Below are 25,873 nucleotides of genomic sequence, written 5' to 3' on the forward strand. Positions count from 1 at the left end.
GGATTCGATATGAGCAAAGCAGCCCCCTATAATGGCAGTGGAAGTACAATTGAACATTCAGATCGTCCTGAGCGTTCACGTAAACGCAACCATGAGCGAGATCGTGACAGGAATATAAAAAGAGAAGAATCTTCAAAACACTCTGCTCAAAAGTCGAATACTCGCGGAGTATATGAGGTAGAAGAGCATCCCTTTGAGTTAAGACATGAGGTCAAACGACTGAATACTCGTCTGGACAAAATTGCAGATTCTCTTGAAAAATCTGACTTTAAGGACATTGTTGAGAACTACATGAACCCTAAAAAGCGGATGATTACCAATTTTACCGCTGGTCTTTCAAGAGGACTTGGAATGACTGTAGGTACTGCTATCGTTTTGGGTCTGTTAGGTTATATCTTAAGTTTAGTTGTTAATTTAAATCTCCCGGTTATTGGGGATTTTATCAGCAATCTTCTCAGCTATGTTGAAACTTCTAAATGAAAATGACATTAATTCACAAAAGATTAATGGTTACATCAAATAAAAAAAGAGGCCAATAAAGCTGGGATGGCCTCCAAAAGTTAGAAACGATAATTTCATCAAGCAGCTTTCTAATGAGTTCGGTACTGTACTGAGCTCATTTTTAATTTTTCCTGCAACTGTTCAATAAGGTAATAATACGATTAATTCAACCTAAAGAACCAATTGACTATATGTTCTTATCCCGAGATTTAACCCTAAGAATATCCCCTGTCCATCCCTTCATATGCATCCACAAATACATGCCTGCGGTCATGGCTAGTGTTAATAACATAGAGGCTGTGAAACCCCATGAATACTTGATTAAAGGAAGATTATCGAAGTTCATCCCCCATATTGCACCTATTACCGTGGCCGGTGTAAAGATGACTGTCATGATCGTCAGGGTCTTCATGATCTCATTTCCTCGAAATCCAGCTATCGCATTGTCGATGGAGACAAGTGTATCGATTTCACGTTCATAATGATGAAATAACCTTTCCATTCGTTCTACCCTATAAAATAGTTGTTTATAAAATCGGCTATCATCTAAATCTTCTTGATACCCCTCTTTGGAAGCCGTAATCAATTCCTGAAAGGATATAAATAAATTGTTCCAAAAGATCAACTCGAACCTTGATGTTAAAATACTATCCATTAAATAGCGCTTATTCTGATGCTTCATCCCTGCCTCCAGTTTCCGCAGGCGATGCTCAAACTTATCCATTCCAACATGAAAATAATGCAGGATGGCTCTGGAGAGGACAAACATCCCATCAATCGGCCTCGTACATTGATGCAGCATGGAGACGCGCCCCTCCTCTCGCATAATTCCTCTCGTATGTTCATCCAGATTAAAGGTGATTAACGCGTCTCCATCAATATAAAAATAAAACTGCTCATTCGTATGATTATCATTTATAGCAGAAGCAACGGTATAGAGAATAGAACCCACCATAATAGGATTTTTCCCATCAGGAAAATGAACAGACAAATAGTTCTTATCTTGAAGCGTTGAAACAAAGTCAAACCATTTCGATGAATAAGGAAATTGATTACGTAATTCTCCAATTAGAGGTGAATCCCAATCCCTGATTTGAAGGTCATACCAACTCCAGCCACCTCCAAAATGATATACATTGTCTTCCTTATCCAGCTGCAAGATCGTCACCCATCACTCACGTCCTTCTTCATTTGTCCTATTTCTTATCACTAAAAAGGCACGCTTATCCTTCTTTCAGGAATAGCGTGCCTTTATGTAGGCTGGTCTTTACACCTGATATAGAAAGGCTTGTCCATATCAATACGATGAATTAGACATAATTTGTTTCAGCTTCTCTGTTGCTCTCTTCTGTATACGAGACACACTCATCTGTGAAACACCGAGTTTCTGGGCAATGGCTCTCTGCGATTGACCATCTTGGAACGCAAGTAGTAAGACCTTTTGCTCCTGCTCTTTCAACTGACTTAAAGCCTGCTGCAAATCCATTCGCTTCTCGACGGAATCAAAATCATTCACATCCGAGCTAATAAGCTCACCAAGTGTAGCGCCGGTCTCTTCCTGTGATAATGGAGAATCAAGGGATACATAATGATAGCACTCACGCCCTGCAAGAACTTCTAGCGTCTCCTCAACAGTCAATTCCAGGTACTCAGCAATCTCCTGTACAGCCGGTGATCTTTCTAGTTTGATGGTTAATTCATCGATAGCATGCTGAACGAGTGCGCCCTTCTCCTTAATTCGGCGTGGAACTTGGATATACCAAGATTTATCTCGCAAAAAGTTCTTCATGTGACCGATCATACTCTTCATCGCATAAGGCTCAAAAGGAATACCTAGACTTATATCATATTGTTGAAGCAGACGGATCAGAGCCATCTGTCCAACCTGATATAAGTCCTCATAAAGGTCTGGCCTATTACGGGCTATTTTGCCTGAAGCCATCTTAACCATAGGTTCATACTTTTTAATTAAGACCGTAGCGATCTCATTATCTTTCGTCTGCTGGTATTCCCAGATCAGACTAATTGCTTCATCTCTTGACTCAGGGGGAGTCACCTTTTCACTCATACTGGCTCCTCGCTTCTCGCAAGCCGCTTAGTAAGAATAACCTGTGTACCCTTTCCTGTTTGATTCGTCACACTTACTTCATCCATAAGTGCCTCCATGAGATAGAAGCCAAGACCACCAATTTGAACTTCATTCAATTCTTTATCATGAAGAGTTGTACGGTTATCTACCCGTTCATCACTATCAAAACTCTCCCCTTCGTCTTTGACTGTGATGGATAACGAATCAGCAGAAACGTCGAACACAACTTCAACCATACCTGCTTCTTGCCCATATGCATATAAAACCGAGTTATTGCAAGCTTCTGAAACCGCAACTTTCATGTCTTCGATCTCTTCATAAGAAAATCCCATTTTTGATGCAATACCATACAAATTCAAACGAACAATATCAACATATTCTGCACTGGCAGGTAAATTCAGCGTAACTTTATGTGCTTCAGCATTCATTATTTTCTTTCCTTTCCTATTGGGAATTCTCCTGAGGGGCAAAGAACTTCGCAATACCGGTCATATCAAACAGCTTCTGAATTTGTTGTGGAACCTCTTCAACAGCAAAGCGTGCTTGCATGCCATGTCTTGCTTTTAAAATGGATAATAGAATTCCAATCCCTGTACTGTCTATATATGTCATTTCCTTCATGTTGACGATCAAATCCATTTCAGAATTGCTCACAAGTGGTTCCATAACTAATCGAAAATCTGGTGCAACGGACAAATCAAGTTCTCCGCTTAAAAACACCGTGCAGACACCTTCACTCATGTGAGTCTTAGCATTGAATTTATCATTATTGTTTGTATTCATAGACACTCTCTCCCGCAATTTGTTTTTCATTACAAATAACCCGTTATTTCATGTGTTGAAACAACCCAGCAACCATTTTGTTCATGGTTTTTTTTGACATGACAGGTGCGGTCGATTTACATCACCGATTGTTGCCCATGAGATAGGACATGCTCATGATATGTGGGCAGTGCATACTTAGACAAGACTTGCTTAATACCGTTAATTTTTACTGGCTTACTGATATATTCATCCATACCAGCTTCCAGACAACGTGTCTGTATACCATCCATTACATTAGCCGTCATTGCAACAATCACAGACCTCTTTCCAAACAACTGTTGTTTCCGAATTAATCGGGTAGCCTCCAGACCATCCATGACTGGCATTTGAAGGTCCATAAATATCATGTCATAATGATGTCCTGCCCTTACCAGCTTCACAGCCTGATCTCCATCTTCAGCAATGTCTGCTTCTAAACCTATCTTACCAAGCATACTTAACATAAGCTTTCGATTAATGGGATGATCATCTACAACGAGTACATTCGGTAAACAGTTCTTTTCTTTCATATCATATGCATCATCGGGTTTATCTTGGCCTCGCAGCGGGTCTTCTTCCTCATGCTGACGAACCTTAATCGTAAACAAGAACGTTGCGCCCTTCTCTTCTGTAGATTCTACCCTGATTTCTCCACCCATCATCTGAACCAATGACCTACAGATTGCAAGACCGAGGCCAGTCCCGCCATACTTACGAGTCATAGATGAATCCAGTTGGGAGAATGGCTTAAATAATCGGTCGACCTTATCCGCCGAAATCCCAATGCCAGTATCCTTGATATTAAACTCAAGGGTTAGGGATTCATTCTCTCTCTCAATCAGAGAAACGACGAGATAAACTCCCCCCTGATTCGTAAACTTAACCGCATTAGATACGAGATTCATTAACACCTGTCGCAGACGTCCCATATCTCCATACACCATTTTGGGGATTTGATCTTCAATAAAGTACAGCAACTCTAAATTCTTCTTATTAGCTTCAGCTGAAAAAAGTCCAAATACCTCTTGCACACAAGATTTCAGTTCAAATGGATGCTCTTCGAGCTCCATCTTCCCAGACTCCATCTTCGTAAAGTCTAAAATGTCATTGATGATAGATACAAGTGCATCAGCACTGTTCCGAATGATGTCTGCATATTCCCTCTGTTCATCCTGTAGGTCACTATCCATCAAAAGATCAATCATCCCGATCACCCCATTCATAGGTGTACGAATTTCATGACTCATCATGGCTAGGAATTCGGTTTTTGCTTTGGCTGCTATCTCAGCTGCATCCTTTGCTTGTACAAGTTCATGATTGATCTTTTCCAGTTCCTGAGTCTTTTGATGAAGCAGCATAGACTGTGTTTTGAGTCTTTTGTTCGTCAAATACATATCTACAAAACCCTCAATCTTAGACTTCAGAATCTGGGGGATAAACGGTTTGACCATATAATCAATAGCACCGGCAGAGTATCCAGCAAAGAGATGTTCCGCCTCCTTGCTGTTCGCCGATATAAAGATGATGGGAATGTCTTTCGTCTTGTCTCTTGCTTTTATTAACCGTGCTGTCTCAATTCCGTCCATGCCTGGCATTTGAACATCAAGAACAATCACAGCGAAGTCATATTTCAAAAGACATCTTAATGCTTCTTCCCCGGAAGTAGCCTTAATCAGCGTGTATTGTTCGCTGTCTAGTACAGCTTCCAGGGCAAGCAAATTCTCAGGGCGGTCATCTACCAGCAAAATATGAATTGGATCATGAAACACCATGGAATCCTCCTAAAACTCTATTTAATCTTCCGGTAAATCTTCTCTGCCCGATCAAGCGCTTCATACGAATCACTATAATTCGTAAAATGAATCGACTCCTTGGCTCCTAGTACGAGAATACCAAAATGGCTTAAGCTCTCATGAAATAGTCCATGCACGTGATTGCGAAGTTCATCGTTAAAATAAATCATGACATTCCTGCAAAAGATGACATTAAACTCATTAAATGAACGATCCGTCGCTAAGTTATGTTCTGCAAAGATCATGTTTTTCTTAAGGAACGGATGAAAAATAACCGAGTTATACTTCGCCGTATAATATTCGGAGAACGAGCGTGTTCCGCCCGCCTCCAAATAGTTCTTGGTGTATTGTTTCATGCGCTTAATATCAAAAACGCCTTCCTTGGCTTGCTGCAATGATCGTGAATTCATGTCCGTAGCATAAATGCGCGCCTTATCGTAAAGACCTTCCTCATGCAGCAAAATAGCCATGGAATATACCTCTTCACCTGTAGAACATCCAGCATGCCAAATACGAATATATGGATAAGTTCTCAGGAGTGGCACTACCTTTTGCCTAAATGTTAGGAATAAGTTAGGATCCCTGAACATTTCCGTGACCGGAATGGATAAATTATATATAAGGCGTTCAAAGCACGCCCGCTCATGTAAAACCTTTTCTTGCAATGACGATATGGAGGACAGACCTTCGGCATGCACATGATGCCAGATTCTTCGCCTCAATGAAGGGAGAGCATAGTTGCGAAAATCATAACCATAAAATCGATGAATGCCTTCAAGCAAAAGCTCAATCTCGATTTGTTCCAGCTCCCGGTCGTTATGCTCCTCCGTGTTTAATTCAATATCCGTTTGGTCACTTGATGCCATGATTGTACACCGACTTTCTCCCTTTACGTTAATCTATCAATTATTCTTTACCCAAAACTCTCTCTTACGAATACAGCCATACGCGCATCAGAGAAAGAAGTTGCTCTGTTTGAATTGGCTTTTTCATGTAATCGGAGGCACCCGCCTCAATACATTTCGCCCGATCTTCTTTCATTGCTTTTGCCGTGAGCGCAATGATTGGCATCTTTTCAAATTGAGGCATTTGACGCAACCTGCTCATTGCCTCATAGCCGTCCATTTCCGGCATCATCATATCCATTAGCACGAGGTCGTAGTTCGGATCAGCCTCTAATAGCTCTAATGCTTCGCGTCCGTTCTCGGCAAAAGTTACCTCCATGTTGTAACCTTCCAGCACACTCGAAAGGGCAAACACATTTCGAATATCATCATCTACAAGCATGATTTTTTTGCCTTCAAAAAGAACTTCTTTATTATGCAGCTTCTGCAATATTTTACGCTTATCTTCCGGTAAATTCGCCTCTACTCGGTGCAAGAACAGTGTCGTCTCATCCAGCAATCTCTCTGGTGATTTAACATCCTTAATAATAATCGACTCCGCATATTTACGCAGACGGGTTTCTTCCTTGCTATCGAGTTCTTTCCCCGTATAAATAATGATTGGTAAATCGACAAGCTTCTCATCATCACGAATTTGATCAAGCAAATCAAAGCCTGTCATATCCGTCAACATCAAATCAAGGACCATACAGTCATATCTCTGTGTTCTTAGCTTCTCAAGAGCTTCCTTACCTGTAGATACAGCTGTAATCGAAACATCATCATGACCAATAAGTTCAATGATGGAATGACGTTGAATATCGTCATCCTCAACGATGAGTAGTTGTTTCATAGATTGTTCCGCATAGGACTCAATATGAGAAAAGGCTCCTTCAAGCGCTTCACGAGAAGAAGGTTTCTTCAGGTAAGCGATCGCCCCCATCATAAGTCCTTGCTTCACTTCATCCACAACGGAAACGACGTGTACAGGAATATGACGTGTTACCGCTGAGCTCTTCAGCTCACCCAGTACAGACCACCCATCCATAACCGGCAGTTGAATATCTAGAATAATGGCGTCAGGCTTGTACGATTGGGCCATCTTAAGACCGACGTCCCCTTGCAATGCGACTAATGCTTTAAAGCCGCGACCTCTTGCCATATCCAGCAAGATCTTAGCAAACTTATCGTCATCCTCAACGATTAAGAGTACCTTATCTGTAGGTCCGATATCATCCCGATCATCTTCAATCTGAATGGATGGATTAGCTTTCCCTTCTTTAACTTTTTTAGGAGCAACAAAGCTTTTATCTATTAGAAGTTCACTTGTTGTTTGAGTTGTAGCTGCCGCTTCTTGCTTCGCTGAGTCTATGGCTTGTTCACAAGGTAAATACAATGTAAAGCAGCTACCCTGTCCTTCTTCAGATTCGAGATTTATGCCGCCCCCTAGGAGACGTGCCAATTCCCTGCTGATGGACAATCCAAGTCCCGTTCCTCCATATTTTCGACTCGTTGTTCCATCGACCTGTTGGAAGGCTTCGAATATCAAGTCTGTTTTATCTGCTGGAATACCAATTCCCGTATCGATCACAGAGAAAGCAATATAATTACGTTCACGATCCAAGAAAAACGGAAGTTTATCCGGATTACCATGAGTTACGTTGACTTCAACTGAACCCTTACTTGTAAACTTAAAGGCATTGGAAAGCAGGTTTCGAAGGACCTGCTTCACCCTGTGACCATCCGTAATAATGCTCTCAGGCACACCATCCTCGACATGAACTTTCAGTGCAAGGCCTTTCTTAAATGCAACAGGAGCAAAGTTCTGCTGAACAAACGCTTCGATTTCGGTCATATGCACAGCTTCATTATTAATCTCCATCTTGCCTGCATCCACTTTGGATAGGTCAAGAATCTCATCGATCATTTTAAGAAGGTCCGCACCCGACATATAAATCGTCTGAGCGTATTCAATCTGCTTAGCTGTTAAGTTACCACCTTTATTCTCAGAAAGAAGCTGGGAAAGGATCAGCAAGCTATTGAGTGGTGTTCGAAGCTCATGTGACATATTGGCCATAAACTCCGATTTGTATTTGGTCGTAACCGAGAGCTGCATCGCTTGCTTCTCCAACTGTTCTTTCGCTTTCTCAATTTCGAGATTCTTCTCTTCCACTTCTTGAACCTGTTCTTCCAGTGCACGAGTCTTAGCAACAAGCTCTGTATTGTAATGTTCCAGTTCCTCTTGCTGACGCTGAAGTAGCTCCTCTGAGCGTTTAAGCGCCTCTGTCTGCTCTTCCAAATTCTCATTCGAACGACGAAGTTCCTCTTGCTGAGTCTGAAGCTCTTCTGATTGACATTGTAGTTCTTCTGTAAGTGCTTGAGATTCACGCAAGAGTTCTTCTACTCTCATACGTCCCATAATACTGTTGAGCAAAGTCCCTAGTGACAGACTTAACTGGGATATGAGCTGCTCCTGAAGTGAAGTGAATTGTTCAAAAGAAGCCATTTCCAAGACACCAAGCAACTCATTTTCGAACAAGATTGGATAAATCATAATCGACCCTGGCTTGGACGATCCCCATGCAGATTGAACCTGCATGTAATTCTCTGGCGGATTATTCAGCATAATCGATTTCTTATCTAGTGCCACCTGTCCCACCAGACCTTCTCCAATCGTAAAGGAACTTCTAGGTACATCGCCACCTTCAAAAGCATACGATCCTCGAACCATTAGTTTATTCGGATCTTTATCTTCCTGACGGATATATAGGGCACCATAATGAGCACCAATCACTGGGGTAAACTCACTCATAAAGCGCTGGCCAACTTCTTCTAGGGATTCAATCCCTTCAAGTAATTCAGTAACTCTGGCCAAGTTAGAGTTCAACCAGGACTGATCACGCTGAGCTTCTAAGTACGTCTGCTCCAGTCTCTGCTTCTCTTCAATATCCTCTGCCATTTCTTTGAACACCTGAGCTACTTGTCCAATCTCATCTTTTGAGGTGACCTCAATCTCTTGGATCTCCCTCATACGACCCTGGCCAAAGCTTTTGATCATCAAGTTCACCACATTAATTCCACGAGTAATACTCGGAACTACCCATAGGATAACGATCAATCCAATCAAAAGTCCCACGGCCATAAAAAAAGTTGTCATCTGAATAGAGCGTTCATAAGCTGTTTTGGCTTCATCAATATCTTCTGTTATCCTTGCATTCTGGTAACTCGATAATGCATTCAGACTGTTTAACATTTCTTCTTGGACAGCCTGTCCTGCTGTAATTCGGTAGGAGTTAGCTGCATCAATATTGCCATCTGAAAGAAGATCCAGTGCTTTAGATTGATATCCTCCGTATTCCGATCTAGCCTTCTCAATCCGATCAAGCAATTGCTGTTCTTCAGCCGAATTCCCACTCTTCTTAAGGGACTCCAAGATAGTATCTACCTTCTGATCCATCTCTTTAATGCGGTTCACGGCTTGCTCTGAATTAGCTGTTTCATCACTCAGCATCATGTTCGTAAGTGCACGTGCCATATCATTCACTTGTCCACGCACTGCATTGGAATCACGAACCTTTAAATAGCGCTCGCTATATATCGTATCGAGTTGACTGTTCATAAAGCTGATTCGATCATAACCTACCAAGGTTAATACAAGCATGATTGCCAGCAGGGTCGTGAACCCGATAACTAATTTACTTCTAATCTTCATTCTGTTCCCCCACTCCCTTTAAGGGTGATCCATACGAGACATTTGTCGTCATCTCGTTCCTCCGCTGGATTATCCACAAAAAATTGTTCCTTCATCTCTTCTTCTCTCCACTTATGAGAAACACTTAAATGACGCTTCAAGTAATCAAGCTTGTCCTCATGACTTCCAGATACAAGCTCCAGAATACCATCCGTGTACATAGCAAGATGTGCATTCCCTTCATAATGAAAACTCCGTGGCTCCATCCCATCAATGCGATCAAATAATCCTACAGGACAGCATCCTTGATCAAGAGTCATCACCGAACCGTCTTCTTGAAAGAACAACGCAGGCGGATGGCCAGCATTCACATAATCGACTCGCTTCATACGCGTATCAACAACCAAATAGATAGCCGTAAAATAATACTGAATCAATTGATTCTCTAGATGAAGCTGATTGAATCTACGATTAAGTTCTTGAATAACTTTCTCCGGCTCTACATAAGTGGTCACCGTGTCTTTCAACACAGAAGCAATAAACATACAGAATAATGACGATGAAATTCCATGTCCCATCATATCAAGAAGTATAATCCCATACCGGCCTTCACCAAGTGGATACCAAGCATACAAGTCACCTGCTAATTCAGCAGACGGCTGATATAAGGCATGAATCTCAAAAGATTCATCTTCAATAGGTAGACTCAACACTGCATTTTGCACCATGGCAGCTAACGTTAATTCATCTTTAATCCGCTGTTCTCTGTCTTTGTGCCAATCCTTTTCATGTTTCAGACGAAGAGCTAGGCGAATGCGGGCCATCAGTTCGACTTTATTGATCGGCTTTGTCACATAGTCTACGGCCCCAGCATCAAGTGCCTCGGCCAGCTTTTTCGAATCACCTACAGCCGTCACCATAATAATCGGAATATCTTTCAGATGGTCATATTGCTGTACGATTCGACAAGCTTCGATTCCATCCATCTCTGGCATCATCATATCTAGTAATATCAAATCAACGTCAACGCGTTTGGGTCGTAATTCTGAGGAGTTATCCCCAATACCGATATACTCCAGCATTTCTATGGCTGAAGACGCAGTTACAATATTCCGGTATTGTTCTTTCTTAAGAATTTCTCGGATAATTATGACGTTAGTCGGATTGTCATCAACAATTAGTATTCTCATAGCTCTCTCCTTAACGATACTCTCTATGCGATTAGACATCCTTTCTCGAACTATTATACTATATAAATCACTTAATAGATTGTTTCGAGAATGGCTCCACCTCATGAAAAATCCATTTATTTCAAAAACATAGATAAGGAATGAGACAGTCCTGTCCCATTCCTTATCTATGTTTAAAGCCCTATATTCTACATGGAAATGTACCGGACGCGCTAGCTCAAGCGTGATCTTTTTTAGCAATAACGAGAACTTTCCCCATGTCCAGTTGCTTCTCATAAAAGTCGGCTTCTGCCTCTGTAAATCCTAAAGATACAATCTTAGCACGAAGTTCGTCACCACGGGAGCGGAACAAGTTGGCAATCGAATCAAACACGCCTTCTTCCTTGATCCCAATCTCTTTAGCTTCTGAAGCTTGAGCGATACGCTCTGTCTTGTCAGAATCATGCGCGATTACATAAATATGATCTGCAGCGTAACCGGAAGTTGCTAAGTTCTGAATTTCTTGAACGGCCAAAGTTCCATTCTCAACAATTTTTGCATAGGCTTGTTTATTAGTAGTTTCCATAATTTAAAACCTCCTATAGGAATGTACTAGGTTAGAGCCCTAGATTATTTAACCGATTTTGAAACTTTTGAAACAGGTTATTCGCTATATTCGAAAAATAAATCGACACCAACGATATTCCCGTCCATATGATCTTTAAATACCTTAATAACTTGGTGGTCCTGCACGTACACATCTCCATCCTCGCCTTTGAAATAAGGATGACCAAGAGAGTCCGTAATGTGACCGGTTGTCAGTAGAATAGACTGATCATTCACCTGAATGGATTTAGCCGAAGGCTCCACATGAACGTAATCCGTCAACCCGTCAAAGAGGCCAACCGTCATATCTTTATAATGGTACTCCGTTGTACCTAATAAAGGATCCTGTGTAACTTCAAGCGGCTCGCCCAGCTTACGAATCACATCTTGCGCAGTGTCCGCTAGAGCAATTCCATTAAGCGTCTCATAACGATCAATCTGCTCTTTCTGCGGAGCAGGAGCATCTGAAAGCATTGAGGCTTGGTTTACAGGTGCAGTCATTTCAGTTGCGGACACAGGCGGGAAGCCTACTCCGCCACTTAAGGGCGAAAGCATACCCATCAACAGCAGCACGACATTCAACATATTACTTCACCCTTTCTATTCTTACAGACAACCGGTTCAGTACTTACCGATGTCCAGTCCCTTAACGGGCCTTCTGACGACGAAATTTACTCCATATCCCTGCTGCAACATCAACATAATTTAACCATTTTCCCGCATTCGAAGATTTAGACTCATGGTATACGGAATCATAACTCTGAAAAGTTCGATCCTGAGCTGTCATTGGCACTACGGGTTGTTGCAGTTCCTTCTTCTTCATGGTCGTGTTTGCTTTAGACTGATTGAACTTGCTAACAACTCCCGAAGATACCTGTTTAACTGCAAAGGTCACCTCACTGAGCGCTTCACCCAAATTCTTAACCGTATCCATCACTGGATCAATCTGCTTCATTTTGTGTTGGACATCGACGGTTATATCGTTCGTGTTACGAATCGTCTGCTTCACTTCATAACTAAGTTCATCAATTGTGGTCTGAACTTCTTGAAGTGTTTGAGTCACCTTATCCAGAGAGCTTGTTGCTGCCTTCAAAGTCTTAATTAGAAAGAAGACAAGAATTGCAAAAGCAATAGCGATAATCGCAACACTAATCTGTGTCAGCATTAACATGACCTCACTTTCCAGTATGTTTGTCTCGATATTTCATAGTTACCCTCTCTCTTTCAGTACGAAACAATACTCATGATGATCGGTGTATGCCATCTTGCCCTTCTGTTTCAAGCTAAATCCTCTAGGTTAAATGAGAACTACGAGGCGCTGGGAAGTTCGTTCCCGTGCCTTGAATGGAAGCCAATCTCTACATAATAGAACACATCAAGAAATGACGAGAAATGCCTCCTATCTAAAAAAATATATGAAAGAAGGGTGAATTATTATGTTAAGATGGTCAGTCATATTGTTAGTCATTGCACTCGTCGCTGGAATTTTCGGTTTCTTTGGAATCGTAGAGGCTGCAACAAGTATCGCAAAAGTACTGTTCTTCATCTTCTTGGTTCTGTTCATCGTCTCTCTCTTTACCGGTCGAAGAAGATCAATGTAGCCATTCAATACTAATTTACTAAAGCCACTACAAAGAGATATGAAAAAGGTTAGCAATACAAAAGAACAGCCTCTGGTCAATTGACCAGAGGCTGTTCTTTTTATTTACCATAATGAAGGAATGGATAACCAATCGATTTTAAATGTAAGTTTCATCCCTTCATCCAGGAAATCAACTTTTTTAACCGTAACAAGATCAGGAAGATATTCTTTTAAGGAAATTTCAATAGGGTCAAGTTTGAAAACAGAGGCTGGAATATCTAAGCTTCGAAGTGTCGTCAACTGATGCTCCAAGAATAGCTTACTTCCATTTGCAGTCATATGGAACTGAAGTGTCGCACCAAAAGGCAGTACCCCCCATTTCCCATTCACATCTGCTGTCATATTCTGACCGTCTATATGAAAATCAGCTCCTGTAAGATCAACCCCAACATTATGTTTATTCATATATTCAATCATGTTTTTTTTGCTCATCTGTGCGAACTCATCTTCACTTAGTACAATTTCTGGCTGACGTGTTTCCACCATTTTAATAATTTTGTCTTTTACATCAATTGAATGGTACTTTAGATCCAGGCTCTTTGACGGTGAAATGTACCAAATCCCTGCTCCAACGATGATTACAATAAATATCAACAGTCCAAGCAGTATCCGTCCGCCTTTGTTCTTACGGCGACTCATCGGCTTCCCTCCTCGGATGTACCTTTATTTCGAACATGAATACTGTTCCAAAGTATAGCTGAATCGCACTACCTTGTCACGTCATACCCACTGAACTCGTTATTAACTGAAGTGTTAAAGCCCACACTTTTCAAAAAACAACTTGATAAATTGGTTCAATTTACCTTCTTGGTGGTTAAATCGATAATGTCGCTACATAAATCAAATTTCTAGGAGGAGACGAAACAATGAAAAAAACAATTAGTATTGCAACAATGCTGGGCCTTGCACTATCCATGACTGCGGTAGCAGGTGCTGATCCTATTAAAGCTACAGAATTAGTTCCAGCTACTACAACTACTCCTGTCGTTAAAGAAGCAGACTCAGATTCACTGAATATCCCAACACTCGACGAGCCAATCATCAAAGCACATGAGGTCGTGCTTAATCCGACTAAAATTATCGAACTTACTTCAAAAACATACTTCTACGATGCACCTAATGGTAAAATCATCGGTGCTCTCGCACCTCAGAAAGTAAATACGACTAGAACCAACTCTCAAGAAGTAGTTGAAGGTGAGTGGGTTGAAATTTATACGTGGCTCGGAGCTGCTTGGATTTACGTAAAATAGCAACTAATAACATAGAGCATATAAAAAGGACTGCGACGAAATCGCAGTCCTTTTTATATGCCTGTTCTCAGATTTAAATCTCCTTCGGTTCAACATGTACATGAACATTCATAATGTTATGGTACTTCACCATACGTTCCTCAATGGTATCACTAATTCGGTGTCCTTCGATGACACTTAACTGTGGATCCACCTCTACAACGACATCTACCAGTACGTGGTTACCATGAATTCTGGCTTTAACATCCTTAATCCCTTCTACTCCTGGGGTCTTCGCAATAGTTCGTCTTAGATCCAGCAGCCGCTCCTCATCGAATCCATCCGTAAGACTATGTGTACAGTCTCGAAAGATTTCATACGCCGTTTTACAGATAAGTACCCCTACTGCAAGCGCAGCTACCGTATCAAGCCAGGGGAGACCAAACTGAGCACCAATGATACCTACCGCGGCTCCAACACTGACCATTGCATCTGACAGATTATCCTTGGCAGCAGCCATCAATGCCTGATTATTAATCTGCTTAGCTAATCGAACGTTGTAACGATAAACGCCGTACATCGCAACCGCACACAGTCCTGCTACTCCAGCCGACAGTACATCTGGTGTAGATTTGCTTCCCTCGAAAAAGGAACTTATCGCTTCCATAAGCACCTGTAGACCAACCACTGCCATAATAAATGAGGCAATTAACGCAGCTACCGTCTCTGCTCTAAAATGCCCATAAGCATGATCTGAATCTGGTGGTTTGCGTGAAATCTTCAATCCAATAAGTACCGCCAAGGAAGCAACAATATCTGTTAAGTTGTTGAATCCGTCGGCAGTCAGGGCGCTGGAAGCAAATATGTAACCACAGAATAATTTAAAAGCCGAGAGGATTAGATAAGCGATAATACTAATCCATGCTCCCCGCTCTCCCTTTTTGATGTCATCATATGCGTTCACCGGGAAATGTCTCTCCTTTACTGCTTCTCCTATGGCCAATAAGGCCTTTTTTCAAAACTTCTTTATTATCCTAGCAAAGGCATAGGTTGTGGGTCTAGAGAAACGTTGTGAGTCTAGAGAAACCTTGTGAGTTGGACGAAAAAGAGTTGCTCCAGGCAAAAATGCCGTTTTCCAACCGATATATTTATTGTTGCCCTTGCCGTCCGTTTTAAAAACGAATAAAATGAGGACAACTCATAATCCGAGGAGGAAACAATCATGTCGGAAAACAACGATTCACGCAAGGTGAGTCTAGCTGATGCGATCCGTCAGAAACTGGAGCAAAAGAAACAACAAAACACTTCTACAAAACAAGGTTCATTCCAGCCTGGTACAACGCAAAAAATGAAGAGTCAAAACAACAAGAAGCCGAACAACCAGCGCCGTCGTACAGGCGTGTAAATCGTCACCTCAATCAGACCAAAAAAGCTGCCCTTCCATTGAAGGTGCAGCTTTTTCGTATGCAAATTGGTATTATACCTCAGCTGGATACATACTATCCCGAAGAGCTTTGATTTCTTCACTCTCCAGATACTCATCATAACTCATCTGACGATCGATAACACCGTTAGGTGTAATCTCGATAATCCGATTCGCAATGGTCTGAATGAACTGATGGTCATGCGAAGTGAACAGGATCGTTCCATCGAAATCAATCAGTCCGTTATTGAGCGCAGTGATGGATTCGAGGTCCAAGTGGTTCGTAGGCTCATCAAAGATAAGCACATTCGCACCATTGAGCATCATTTTAGCCAGCATACAACGAACTTTCTCTCCACCGGACAGAACGCTCGCCTTCTTCAGTGCTTCCTCACCGGAGAACAACATACGTCCAAGGAATCCGCGCAGGAATGTCTCATCCTGATCTTTGGAGTATTGACGAAGCCATTCTACTAGGTTCAAATCAACACCGTCAAAATAAGCGGAGTTATCTTTCGGGAAGTAGGCTTGAGTCGTCGTTACACCCCAGCTATATTCTCCTGCTTCCGCTTCGGTTTCCCCAGTGATAACTTGGAACAACGTAGACTTCGGCAGACCGTTCGGTCCTACAAAAGCAATCTTGTCGCCTTTGTTTACAACAAAGCTAACGTTGTCGAGAACCTTCTCACCTTCAATAGACTTCGTAATGCCATCCACCGTTAGAAGCTGCTTACCTGCTTCACGCTCTGGTTTAAAGTTAAGGAACGGATATTTACGGTTCGAAGGACGAAGGTCATCCAGCGTAATTTTATCGAGCTGCTTCTTACGGGAAGTCGCCTGCTTGGATTTGGAGGCATTCGCCGAGAAGCGCTGAATAAATGCTTGAAGTTCCTTGATCTTCTCTTCTTTCTTCTTGTTCGATTCACGCTGAAGTTCAAGCGCCAGCTTACTGGACTCATACCAGAAGTCATAGTTACCGACATACAGTTGAATCTTACCAAAATCGATATCCGCAATATGCGTACATACCTTGTTCAAGAAGTGACGGTCATGGGATACAACGATAACGGTACCTTCATAATCCATCAAGAAATTCTCGAGCCATTGAATGGACTCTAGATCCAAGTGGTTGGTAGGCTCATCGAGGAGCAGGTTGTTCGGACGACCGAACAAAGCTTGCGCCAAGAGAACTCGAACCTTTTCGTTACCGCTCAGTTCCGCCATCTTCTTATCATGAAGCTCACGCGGAATACCCAGTCCGATCAATAGTGCAGCAGCATCTGGCTCAGCATCCCAACCATTTAGCTCAGCAAACTCACCTTCGAGTTCACCAGCACGCATACCGTCTTCTTCAGAGAAATCAGCTTTAGCGTAAAGTTCGTCTTTCTCCTTCATGATCTTGTAAAGGCGTGAGTGCCCCATAATAACTGTCTCTAGAACCGGATACTCGTCATACTCATAATGGTTCTGTTTAAGAACGGCCATCCGCTCATTAGGCGTCATATGAACTTCGCCTTGGTTCGGCTCGATTTCACCGGACAAGATTTTGAGGAAAGTGGACTTTCCTGCACCGTTGGCTCCGATCAAGCCGTAACAGTTGCCGGGTGTGAATTTTATATTTACATCTTCAAATAGTGCTCGTTTGCCATAGCGGAGCGTAATCCCGCTTGTACTGATCATTAAGCATTACCATCCTTTTTAACTATTGGTTTGTGCACATTATAGCATAAGAACTCCTTTTAACGAAGCTTTGCCGCTTAAAAACGTCATTCTGACGCATTCGAACAGATAAAGTCCTATAACAATGGAAAAAACCTCCTGAATTAATCCTGTCGGCCGACAGGTCTCAGAAGGCTTGTTAAGAGCAGTTCTTCTATAGAATCCATGAATCAGGACTCTACAGCTCTCCGTTCAGGTTGTACCTTAAAAGTCTCTCCATAACTCAGCACACGAATTTGATCCTCACCGATTCCGAGACGTTCGCGCTCGATTTCCATTCGCTCAAGTGCCTCCTGCGCTGTATCATCTGCAAGACGAAATGTTCCGTAATGCATGGGGATCATGGTCTCAGCCTTCACATCCAAAAATGCCTGCAGCGCTTCCTCTGGATTGACATGCTGTGATGTCATGAACCATTCGGGCTCATAAGCTCCAATCGGCATCAATGCAATATGAATATTAAATCGGTTACCGATTTCTTTAAATCCTGGGAAATACCCGCTATCTCCCGCAAAATATAAGTTTGGTGGAAGAATACGCGTGGTATCATGAGAATCCGTATTCTCATCTGGCTTATCCTTCTGCTGAAGTTCAGGCTCCAGCACAAATCCACCCCAATGCGAGGTATTGGTGTCAAACGGTGTGCGCCTTGTCCAGTGCTGGGTAGGAACGAAGGTTATGGTAACGCCGCCAATCGTTGTGGTCTCCCACCATTTCAGCTCAATGACACGCCTAAACCCTTTGCTCATCATTTTACGCTTAAGCCCTACAGGGACGATAATGGTTGTACCCTCCCGGTACAGCTTTCGAATGGACGAAAAATGCATGTGGTCATAATGCGAATGCGATATGAGGATAACATCAAGCGGTGGTATCTCAGCAATAGGAATACCTGGCTCTCCAAGACGTTTTGAAAGCCCCATCCTTTTCGCCCATACCGGATCAGTCACAATATTAAGCCCTTCATATTGGATGAAAAATGTCGCATGTCCGACCCAGGTTACGGAGGTTTCGTGCCTATTTCCGTGTAAATATTCAAGATCAGGCGTCAGATTCGGAATGACGTATGAATAGTCTTTTTTCTTATTTCGTCGTTCGTCACGCCACTGCTTAAATTGCTTCAATGTCTTATCTGTACTGACGTTATCGATATTGTTATAGCGGATTTTTGGCATTATGCCTCCTCCTTCCATACGTTAATTTTACCCCATTTATTCGTAAGTGCTCAACTTTGCTAGCAAAATGAACAATATTAATTTTATTCAGAAGGATCTTTAAACTTCATTGCATATATCACCATAAAAACGATCGAAACCGCAACAGTCAGCATGGGAGCGATAAAAATAGTGAAATACTCCATTGCTTCTCACCCCTTTTTACCGGATTTTCCGAGAATGTAATTGGCATCAAACAGAAAAAGCCGCATGAGCAAGACAAGTGACGGAATCAACACACATAAACCAAGCACAAACGCTGTAATCATAGAAATCGCCATGGTGTCGTTCGTGATGCTTTCATGAATATTGATATATTTATACAGCACGTATGGTAAATGTGACCGTCCATATCCGTACCAAGCAAAGGCAAATTGAAGCATAACCATAATAAAAGCTAGTCCAAGCCATTTCTTCTTCCAAACCGCATAAACCGCAAACAGGAAGCACAGGAATGATGCTATAAACATCCAAGACATATCCAGCATAGCTCTAAAATGTTCTGGATTTTGCCGATTTAAGGTCAAAAATGCAAAGAACGAACACAATATGGTTGGTCCACTCCAAATTAGTGCGTACCCTCGGACGATGCCAAAAGCAACTTCATCCCCCGCTCGTTTCGCGTAATAAGACAAGAACATAGCCGAGATATACAGGACACTAACAAGAGCAAGCAGAATGACAGACCATGTATACGGGTTCGTGAAGAAGCTAATCCAATCGATCAGTACCTTATCACCCTCCAGATAGATAATTCCTCCCTCTGAAATGGCAAGAATCGTGGACAGTGCTGCAGGAATGAGCAGCCCTGTTGCTCCATACAGTCCCATATATATGATGTTGTTATCCTTGTTGCTACCATAAGTATTATAAGCATAGTAGGCTCCCCGAATCGCAAGTAGCACGGTAGCAAGGCTCCCAGGAACAAGGAGTGCCGTACCGTAATAGAACGCTGCATCAGGAAAAAATCCAACAAGCCCTACGACGAAGAAGATCAAAAACACATTGGTTACTTCCCACACCGGTGATAGATACCTTTGAATAATGTTATGTATCTTGTTCTCATGCCCGGTCAAGACGCTGTAATAGCTGAAAAATCCAGCTCCGAAATCAATTGACGCGACGATCAAATACCCGAACAAAAACGTCCAAAGAATCGCAATTGCCACTACTCCGTAACTCATTATGCATTGCCTCCTTTGTCATTCAGTTCAAGCATTCTAAGCTCGTCCTCCGCATTCTTATTACGAAACAACTTGCCCAGGACCCGTATTGCAGAAACCGACAACACCAAGTATAAAATAATGAACAGCACAAGCATCCACCCTACACTTGTTGAGGTAGTCGCTGCTTCAGACACTTTCATGTACCCTCTCAGCATCCACGGTTGTCTGCCTACTTCCGCCAAGAACCAACCCAGCCAGATCGCTACCAAAGCCAGCGGACCAAGTGCAAATAGAGCAATAAGCAGCCATTTGGGATACGGCTTTTTACCCGGAAGTTTTTTACGGAAGATATACAACAGTGGAATGACAAGAAGCATTACACCATTCGTAACTTTTAAATCAAAGAAGTAATGCACCATAAGTGGTGGACGTTCATCTTCAGGAAATTCATTCAGACCGATTACTTTCGTATCGGGCCGGTTCCCGGCAAGAATACTCAGTGCATACGGGATTTTCAAAGCGTATCTGATATCATGATTCTCATCTAACACCCCACCATAAATTAGAGGAGCTTTCTCCATCGTCTCAAAATGCCATTCTGCTGCAGCCAGCTTCTCCGGTTGATACTTCGCAAGAAACTTACCCGAGAAATCACCGATAGCCACTGTGGCAACTGCAAAAACAAAAGTGGAAATGACCGTCAGTTTCAGCGCCTTTTTGAAATAGGGATGCTTGCTTCCTCTTAGAAGACAGAAGGCCGCTATACTTGCAAGTGCAGCAGCACTTGTCGTGTAAGCTGACGCCAGCACATGGCTAACCTTCGTTGGTGTCGCCGGGTTGAACATCGCTACAAACGGATTGATATTCGTAAACACACCATCCACCAGCTCAAAACCTTGAGGCTGGTTCATAAATGCGTTCAAACTCGTAATGAATATAGCTGAAGCAGAGGATGCGATTGCAACTGGAATCAATAGCAGAAGGTGAGTCATTTTATTCTTAAAACGATCCCACGTATACAAATAGATTCCCAGAAATATCGCTTCGATAAAAAATGCAAAGGTCTCCATAAAGAGCGGCAGCGCAATCGCCTTACCTGCAACTCTCATGAAGGTTGGCCACAGCAGACTCAGTTGTAATCCAATCGCCGTACCTGTGACGACACCGACTGCGACTGTAATAACAAACCCTCTTGCCCAGCGGCGTGCCATCAACGTGTAATGGTTATCTCCGGTACGAATGCCGCGCCATTCAGCAAGTGCAAGCATTAAAGGGATACCAACGCCAATCGTAGCAAGAACAATATGTACAAATAAAGTTAATGCGGTTAATATCCGGCTCATCAAAACAGGGTCCAGCGATGACATAAGGTTCACTCCTTGTTGTTTGGGCTTAAATAATAAGTTGTATATGGACTAACTGAAGTAATGCATAAAGCGAATCAAGGCCTTTACCGTTCCATAGAGCATGATCGCTGCTACAACAAAACAGACCAGGGCAAGTCTTTTTTCCTGCTTATTCGATAGCATAAATAGCCTCCTTCTATCACCATTATCAGTTTTACAATCCCTTCCTCTTTTTATCCAAGAAAGGTTTAAAAAGTTTATGGTTCGTGAGTTATGTTTGTTCCTGTCTTCAAAAGAGGTACAATAGGTAAGAATGAGAAGGAGGTTAATTACGATGAAAATTACGTTTATCGAGCCTACCCCGAGTCCAAACTCCATGAAGCTCCACTTGGATGAATCACTCGAACCCGGGATTCGCAAAACATATACGACAGATAATGAACGCTCTGCTCCTACATGGATTCGTGAGCTTTTGCATATTCCTGGGGTGAAAAGTGTATTTCATACTGCCGATTTTATTGCTCTAGATCGAAAGGGAAGCGCTGACTGGCCTTCTATTCTTGGTGAGGTTCAAGAGAAATTTGGACAGCAAGGTCTGAAGACAGGTCTTGAAGACAGTACGAGTGAACAATCCGGTTTTGGAGAAGCAGAGGTATTTGTACAGTTATTCCGGGGAATACCGATGCAGATTCGTGTAAAAGGTGAAGGACGCGAAGAGCGTATTGCCCTCTCCCCTCGCTTCACTCAAGCGGTAACTGAGGTTGCCTCGGCCATGCTCATCAAGGAACGGAAATTGAAAGACTATGGTGTTCGTTACGGTGAACTGGCCGATATTGCCCGCGAAGTCGAGCAGGAAATTGAAGCTGCATATCCACAAGAACGATTGGACAAGGTGGTTGCTCAGGCGATCGCGCACGGTATAGGAGAGGAAGAATTTGTTGAGCAGCGCCGTAAGCTAACGGATGAGGAAATCCAAACCGCAATGAAACATCCAGATTGGCGTGTGCGTTATGCAGCCTTTGAGCTCTTGGAGCCGAAGGAAGAACATATTTCGATTCTCTCGGGCGCTTTAAAAGATCCTAAAATGCAGATTAGACGTCTCGCGGTTGTATACCTGGGCGATCTTCGTACACCTGAAGCAATGGAGCTTCTATATGAAGCGATGCGTGATGACACACCTGCCGTACGCCGCACAGCCGGAGATACATTGTCCGATATCGGTGATGCAGCAGCTACACCTGTTATGATGGAGACACTAAAAGACAGCAGCAAACTGGTACGGTGGCGCGCCGCTCGCTTCCTGTATGAAGTTGGTACAGAGGATGCTCGTGCTGCACTCGAGGAAGCTGCGCAAGATCCAGAATTTGAAGTGAGTCTGCAGGCTAGAATGGCCCTCGAGCGGATTGAATCTGGAGAAGAAGCTGCAGGAACCGTATGGCAGCAAATGGCGAAGCGATCTAAACAATAACAGCGGATGTTATATTTAACCATTGATCCAACCGCATTTCTTGTCTTATACTTAGACTCTCTTCAAATAAAAGAATAATTAGATAGCCTCATCATTCCACGATGAGGTAGAGGTTGCGAATAGGATCAGTAGATGTGTTAAGGTGAAGAGACACCCATGACGCACAGTTGAAAGGCCTATTCGCCGAAGTATGTGTTATGCTCTTGTAACGCCTGCTGGGGCCGCTCCTGAAAGGGACGGAACTGTCACGGGAGTTGTATCCCGTGTTGTGCTATCTTCATGGAGGTTGATGCGGTATACCAAGGGCCGCAGGTCATAACCTGCGGCCCTATTTATGTTATTTCCTACCTTGTGATATGAATGTAGAAAGAAGGAGTGTTGTTCAACATGAGATCCAAGAAAGCACCAGCGACTTCTCTTAAGCCAAGTTTAAAAGCACGGCATATGACAATGATCGCTCTGGGTGGCTCGATCGGAACCGGTCTGTTTCTTGCAAGTGGAGGCGCCATTGCTTCAGCAGGACCAGGCGGAGCCCTTATCGCTTATGCTGCCGTAGGTTTGATGGTATATTTTCTGATGACGAGTCTGGGGGAGCTGGCGACTTATCTGCCGGATTCAGGATCCTTCAGTACTTATGCGACACGCTTTGTTAGTCCCGCTTTCGGTTTTGCTGTTGGCTGGAACTTCTGGTATAACTGGGCCGTCACCATCGCCGCTGAACTTGCGGCTGCTACGGTAATTATTAAATTCTGGTTCCCGGACAGCCCGTCATTCCTATGGAGCCTCTTGTTCCTTGCTATTATGTTCGGTCTGAATTTTCTCTCAGCCAAAGGTTATGGTGAATCGGAATACTGGTTCGCTATGATTAAGATAATCACGGTTGTCCTGTTTCTGATCGTCGGCGTTTCCATGATCTTCGGGATTCTTGGTGGTGAGGCAGTTGGCTTCACGAACTTCAATATGGACGGCGGTTCTATGCACGGTGGATTCTTCGCTCTGGTTGGTGTGTTTATGGCTGCAGGCTTCTCGTTCCAAGGGACTGAGCTGATTGGGGTAGCTGCTGGAGAAAGTGAAAATCCAAGAGAGAATGTTCCTCGTGCGATTCGCCAAGTGTTCTGGCGCATTCTGATCTTCTATATTTTCGCTATCCTGGTTATCGGTCTGCTTATTCCATATACAGATCCAAGTCTGCTGCAGTCCGGTGTGGACAATATTGGTGTCAGTCCGTTTACACTAGTGTTTGAAAAAGCCGGTCTTGCCTTCGCAGCTTCAGTTATGAACGCAGTCATCTTGAGTTCGGTACTGTCTGCCGGTAACTCGGGCATGTATGCATCTACTCGTGTATTGTATGCAATGGCTAAGCAAGGCATGGCACCTAAATGGCTCAGTCGATTGAACAGTCGTGGTGTGCCGGTAGGAGCCCTAATTGTGACAACTTCTGTAGGTATGCTTGCTTTCCTAGCTTCCTTTTTCGGAGACGGCGTTGTCTATATCTGGCTTCTAAACGCATCAGGAATGTGCGGATTTATTAACTGGCTTGCGATTGCTATTAGTCATTACCGCTTCCGTAAAGCTTATATCGCACAAGGCCATGATCTGAAAGATCTGCCATTCCGTGCTCGCTGGTTCCCATTCGGTCCATTATTCGCATTTGTACTCTGCTTGATTGCCATTCTCGGACAAGGTGGTTTTAGTGGAGATATTGATTGGTATACAATTATCGCAACTTACTTTAGCATACCGCTCTTCCTTTCCATCTGGTTCGGTTACCGTCTTGTGAAGAAAAGCCGAATTATCCCACTTAAGGAATGTGATTTGAGTACGAAGACTAATCTATAATATAAAAACAGGCCGCTCAAGGGTTAACCCTTGAGCGGCCTGTTGTTTTAAGTGATGAGATTTGCTTACCACGAGATGTGGACCTTCAAATCATCCGTATCATCCAGAAGACTATGATAGTATCTAATCGCACCCACACCTGATTTACGCTGAAGATTCTGCAGCACAACTAACAAGTCCGTTTCCTTCCCATCGAACCTAAAGACCAGCTCCGATCTACCTGCTTTATTCGCTGCCTTCACCTTGCCCTGTAAATCACTATATGTCTTTACGATCGCTTCTTTCTCATAGAGATGGTAATCTAATTCTTTCATGAGCTTCTGGTAAAGTCCAGATTTAGGAGATCCCTCAGATACTAATGCCTTTAAGGTATTCCGGTACAATGTATCGGCCTTCGGATAGGTTTTCGTCCACGTATGGTCTTTACCCATCTGTGCGTCATTCCTTAGATAATAGGTGTAGGATACCGTTCCATCACGGTTAGGAACCGGATCATTCCATGTTGTATCTAAGTGATACCATTTCCCATCCACTAGAACCAGATTCCAAGCATGAAGCTGTCCCTGTGGATTTCCTTCAGCATATGCTGTACCTTCAACGATCTTATTCTGAATTCCCGACTCTTTCAGCAGCTTATAGGTTAATAAAGAGTAACCCTGGCATACTGTGCTGCCACTACTTAGCCCATCATAGGCAGTATATTTCTGAAGTGAAGTATCATATTTCAAATTCAATATGACCCAATCGTTAATGGCCTTCACTTTCTCATGATCATTCATCCCCGGCTTCAACAGATCCTTCAGAATCTCCTTCACCTTCTGATTCACATATGCAGTCTGCTCCGCCGTTTCACGGTAAGTTAAACGAACAGTGACGTCAGCAGAGCTTGAGGTACCGCGATAATCATAGCTGTAGCTAGCAATTGTATAGTGAATATAGGGGTCGCTATCCATCGCCTGATCGAGCGCATTCTTAAGATGTGTCTTTAATGACTTGGTATGGCCCTGATACACAAAACGAACGGTAGATTCCCTGCTATTCATTGCAGCAAGCAGCTTCTGTTGAATCGCGTTAACGGATTTCACAACTGCTTTATTGGAATTGGCATATACATCACTGATTTCAACCGGTTCAGGGACTGCAGCAACGGTAACCGCTAATGTCCCGACCAGCAGCAGTTTTATAAATGCCGCCCGGTTTAATTTCATGGGTACACCCGCCCTTCGTCTTCCACACTCTCTGCATGGTTATTGTATCATATTACCCATGGGCCGTAAGCTTCTGTTTAGC

At 43.0% G+C, this 25,873-nt stretch carries 25 protein-coding genes and 1 riboswitch; of the genes, 6 read left to right on the forward strand and 19 right to left on the reverse strand.

The window, feature by feature from the left end:
• The first annotated feature begins 9 nt into the window (after positions 1–9).
• A complete protein-coding gene (locus AC3WJJ_RS23720; protein WP_492544406.1) occupies positions 10–480 on the forward strand; it encodes a DUF5665 domain-containing protein in 471 nt (156 codons plus the stop codon).
• A gap of 208 nt (positions 481–688) precedes the next feature.
• Here the strand turns inward: AC3WJJ_RS23720 and AC3WJJ_RS23725 are convergent, their stop codons facing one another.
• From AC3WJJ_RS23725 to AC3WJJ_RS23775, 11 genes are all read right to left on the reverse strand, one after another.
• On the reverse strand, positions 689–1,669 hold the full coding sequence (locus AC3WJJ_RS23725) for a magnesium transporter CorA family protein (RefSeq protein ID WP_492544408.1): 981 nt from the start codon (positions 1,667–1,669) through the stop codon (positions 689–691).
• Positions 1,670–1,798: 129 nt separating this feature from the next.
• The gene (locus AC3WJJ_RS23730; RefSeq protein ID WP_422658331.1) at positions 1,799–2,569 is read right to left on the reverse strand and encodes a sigma-70 family RNA polymerase sigma factor; all 771 of its coding nucleotides are present in this window, start codon (positions 2,567–2,569) and stop codon (positions 1,799–1,801) included.
• On the reverse strand, positions 2,566–3,018 hold the full coding sequence (gene rsbW / locus AC3WJJ_RS23735) for an anti-sigma B factor RsbW (protein ID WP_422658332.1): 453 nt from the start codon (positions 3,016–3,018) through the stop codon (positions 2,566–2,568). The genes AC3WJJ_RS23730 and rsbW overlap by 4 nt, the downstream gene beginning before the upstream one ends.
• Positions 3,019–3,034: 16 nt before the next feature.
• Positions 3,035–3,373 carry an STAS domain-containing protein gene (locus AC3WJJ_RS23740; RefSeq protein ID WP_492544411.1) on the reverse strand — a complete coding sequence of 113 codons (339 nt, stop codon included), beginning with the start codon at positions 3,371–3,373 and terminating at the stop codon, positions 3,035–3,037.
• 116 nt (positions 3,374–3,489) lie between these two features.
• Positions 3,490–5,166 (reverse strand): response regulator, encoded by a 1,677-nt coding sequence (locus AC3WJJ_RS23745; RefSeq protein ID WP_492544413.1) that lies wholly within the window; start codon positions 5,164–5,166, stop codon positions 3,490–3,492.
• A gap of 17 nt (positions 5,167–5,183) precedes the next feature.
• Positions 5,184–6,053, reverse strand: coding sequence for a CheR family methyltransferase (locus tag AC3WJJ_RS23750; RefSeq protein WP_492544415.1), 870 nt, complete (start codon positions 6,051–6,053; stop codon positions 5,184–5,186).
• Between the two features lie 64 nt (positions 6,054–6,117).
• Positions 6,118–9,783: a response regulator gene (locus AC3WJJ_RS23755; protein ID WP_492544417.1), complete on the reverse strand. Its 3,666-nt coding sequence runs from the start codon at positions 9,781–9,783 to the stop codon at positions 6,118–6,120.
• Complete coding sequence (locus AC3WJJ_RS23760) at positions 9,780–10,952, reverse strand: PP2C family protein-serine/threonine phosphatase (RefSeq protein WP_492544419.1); 1,173 nt, start codon at positions 10,950–10,952, stop codon at positions 9,780–9,782. Before AC3WJJ_RS23760 ends, AC3WJJ_RS23755 begins: the two co-directional genes overlap by 4 nt.
• Positions 10,953–11,169: 217 nt before the next feature.
• Positions 11,170–11,517 (reverse strand): YflT domain-containing protein, encoded by a 348-nt coding sequence (locus AC3WJJ_RS23765; RefSeq protein WP_422658337.1) that lies wholly within the window; start codon positions 11,515–11,517, stop codon positions 11,170–11,172.
• A 77-nt stretch (positions 11,518–11,594) separates the two neighbouring features.
• Positions 11,595–12,122 carry a hypothetical protein gene (locus tag AC3WJJ_RS23770; protein ID WP_492544421.1) on the reverse strand — a complete coding sequence of 176 codons (528 nt, stop codon included), beginning with the start codon at positions 12,120–12,122 and terminating at the stop codon, positions 11,595–11,597.
• Positions 12,123–12,183: 61 nt separating this feature from the next.
• Positions 12,184–12,702, reverse strand: coding sequence for a DUF948 domain-containing protein (locus AC3WJJ_RS23775; RefSeq protein WP_492544423.1), 519 nt, complete (start codon positions 12,700–12,702; stop codon positions 12,184–12,186).
• Between the two features lie 271 nt (positions 12,703–12,973).
• Here AC3WJJ_RS23775 and AC3WJJ_RS23780 point away from each other — a divergent pair, with 271 nt between their 5' ends.
• Complete coding sequence (locus tag AC3WJJ_RS23780) at positions 12,974–13,138, forward strand: DUF1328 domain-containing protein (RefSeq protein ID WP_422658339.1); 165 nt, start codon at positions 12,974–12,976, stop codon at positions 13,136–13,138.
• 104 nt (positions 13,139–13,242) lie between these two features.
• Here the strand turns inward: AC3WJJ_RS23780 and AC3WJJ_RS23785 are convergent, their stop codons facing one another.
• Complete coding sequence (locus AC3WJJ_RS23785; RefSeq protein WP_492544425.1) at positions 13,243–13,818, reverse strand: hypothetical protein; 576 nt, start codon at positions 13,816–13,818, stop codon at positions 13,243–13,245.
• Positions 13,819–14,045: 227 nt separating this feature from the next.
• Between AC3WJJ_RS23785 and AC3WJJ_RS23790 the strand changes: the two genes are divergently transcribed.
• Entirely contained in the window at positions 14,046–14,429 is a 384-nt protein-coding gene (locus AC3WJJ_RS23790; RefSeq protein WP_492544427.1) for a hypothetical protein, read from the forward strand.
• Positions 14,430–14,502: 73 nt separating this feature from the next.
• On the opposite strand, the gene AC3WJJ_RS23795 is transcribed toward AC3WJJ_RS23790, so the two are convergent.
• Positions 14,503–15,372 (reverse strand): cation diffusion facilitator family transporter, encoded by an 870-nt coding sequence (locus tag AC3WJJ_RS23795; protein WP_492544429.1) that lies wholly within the window; start codon positions 15,370–15,372, stop codon positions 14,503–14,505.
• 258 nt (positions 15,373–15,630) lie between these two features.
• On the opposite strand from AC3WJJ_RS23795, the gene AC3WJJ_RS23800 reads away from it, so the two are divergent.
• Positions 15,631–15,813: a hypothetical protein gene (locus AC3WJJ_RS23800; RefSeq protein ID WP_492544431.1), complete on the forward strand. Its 183-nt coding sequence runs from the start codon at positions 15,631–15,633 to the stop codon at positions 15,811–15,813.
• Between the two features lie 72 nt (positions 15,814–15,885).
• Here the strand turns inward: AC3WJJ_RS23800 and AC3WJJ_RS23805 are convergent, their stop codons facing one another.
• The 5 genes from AC3WJJ_RS23805 to AC3WJJ_RS23825 all read right to left on the reverse strand — a co-directional run bounded on the left by AC3WJJ_RS23805 (position 15,886) and on the right by AC3WJJ_RS23825 (position 21,297).
• Positions 15,886–17,511, reverse strand: a complete 1,626-nt coding sequence (locus tag AC3WJJ_RS23805; protein WP_492544433.1) for an ABC-F family ATP-binding cassette domain-containing protein — start codon at positions 17,509–17,511, stop codon at positions 15,886–15,888.
• 209 nt (positions 17,512–17,720) lie between these two features.
• Positions 17,721–18,725: an MBL fold metallo-hydrolase gene (locus tag AC3WJJ_RS23810; RefSeq protein WP_492544435.1), complete on the reverse strand. Its 1,005-nt coding sequence runs from the start codon at positions 18,723–18,725 to the stop codon at positions 17,721–17,723.
• An 83-nt stretch (positions 18,726–18,808) separates the two neighbouring features.
• Positions 18,809–18,910, reverse strand: coding sequence for a cytochrome bd oxidase small subunit CydS family protein (gene cydS / locus AC3WJJ_RS23815; RefSeq protein ID WP_422658346.1), 102 nt, complete (start codon positions 18,908–18,910; stop codon positions 18,809–18,811).
• A gap of 6 nt (positions 18,911–18,916) precedes the next feature.
• Complete coding sequence (locus AC3WJJ_RS23820) at positions 18,917–19,948, reverse strand: cytochrome d ubiquinol oxidase subunit II (protein WP_492544437.1); 1,032 nt, start codon at positions 19,946–19,948, stop codon at positions 18,917–18,919.
• The gene (locus tag AC3WJJ_RS23825) at positions 19,948–21,297 is read right to left on the reverse strand and encodes a cytochrome ubiquinol oxidase subunit I (RefSeq protein WP_422658348.1); all 1,350 of its coding nucleotides are present in this window, start codon (positions 21,295–21,297) and stop codon (positions 19,948–19,950) included. Before AC3WJJ_RS23825 ends, AC3WJJ_RS23820 begins: the two co-directional genes overlap by 1 nt.
• Positions 21,298–21,610: 313 nt before the next feature.
• Here AC3WJJ_RS23825 and AC3WJJ_RS23830 point away from each other — a divergent pair, with 313 nt between their 5' ends.
• The gene (locus tag AC3WJJ_RS23830; protein WP_492544440.1) at positions 21,611–22,744 is read left to right on the forward strand and encodes a virulence factor; all 1,134 of its coding nucleotides are present in this window, start codon (positions 21,611–21,613) and stop codon (positions 22,742–22,744) included.
• A gap of 99 nt (positions 22,745–22,843) precedes the next feature.
• Positions 22,844–23,026, forward strand: a riboswitch (Lysine riboswitch).
• Positions 23,027–23,131: 105 nt separating this feature from the next.
• Entirely contained in the window at positions 23,132–24,583 is a 1,452-nt protein-coding gene (locus AC3WJJ_RS23835) for an amino acid permease (RefSeq protein ID WP_492544442.1), read from the forward strand.
• Positions 24,584–24,648: 65 nt separating this feature from the next.
• Here the strand turns inward: AC3WJJ_RS23835 and AC3WJJ_RS23840 are convergent, their stop codons facing one another.
• The gene (locus tag AC3WJJ_RS23840; protein ID WP_492544444.1) at positions 24,649–25,791 is read right to left on the reverse strand and encodes a transglutaminase domain-containing protein; all 1,143 of its coding nucleotides are present in this window, start codon (positions 25,789–25,791) and stop codon (positions 24,649–24,651) included.
• Between the last annotated feature and the right edge of the window lie 82 nt (positions 25,792–25,873).

The organism is Paenibacillus sp. FW507-14B1B (assembly GCF_058781425.1).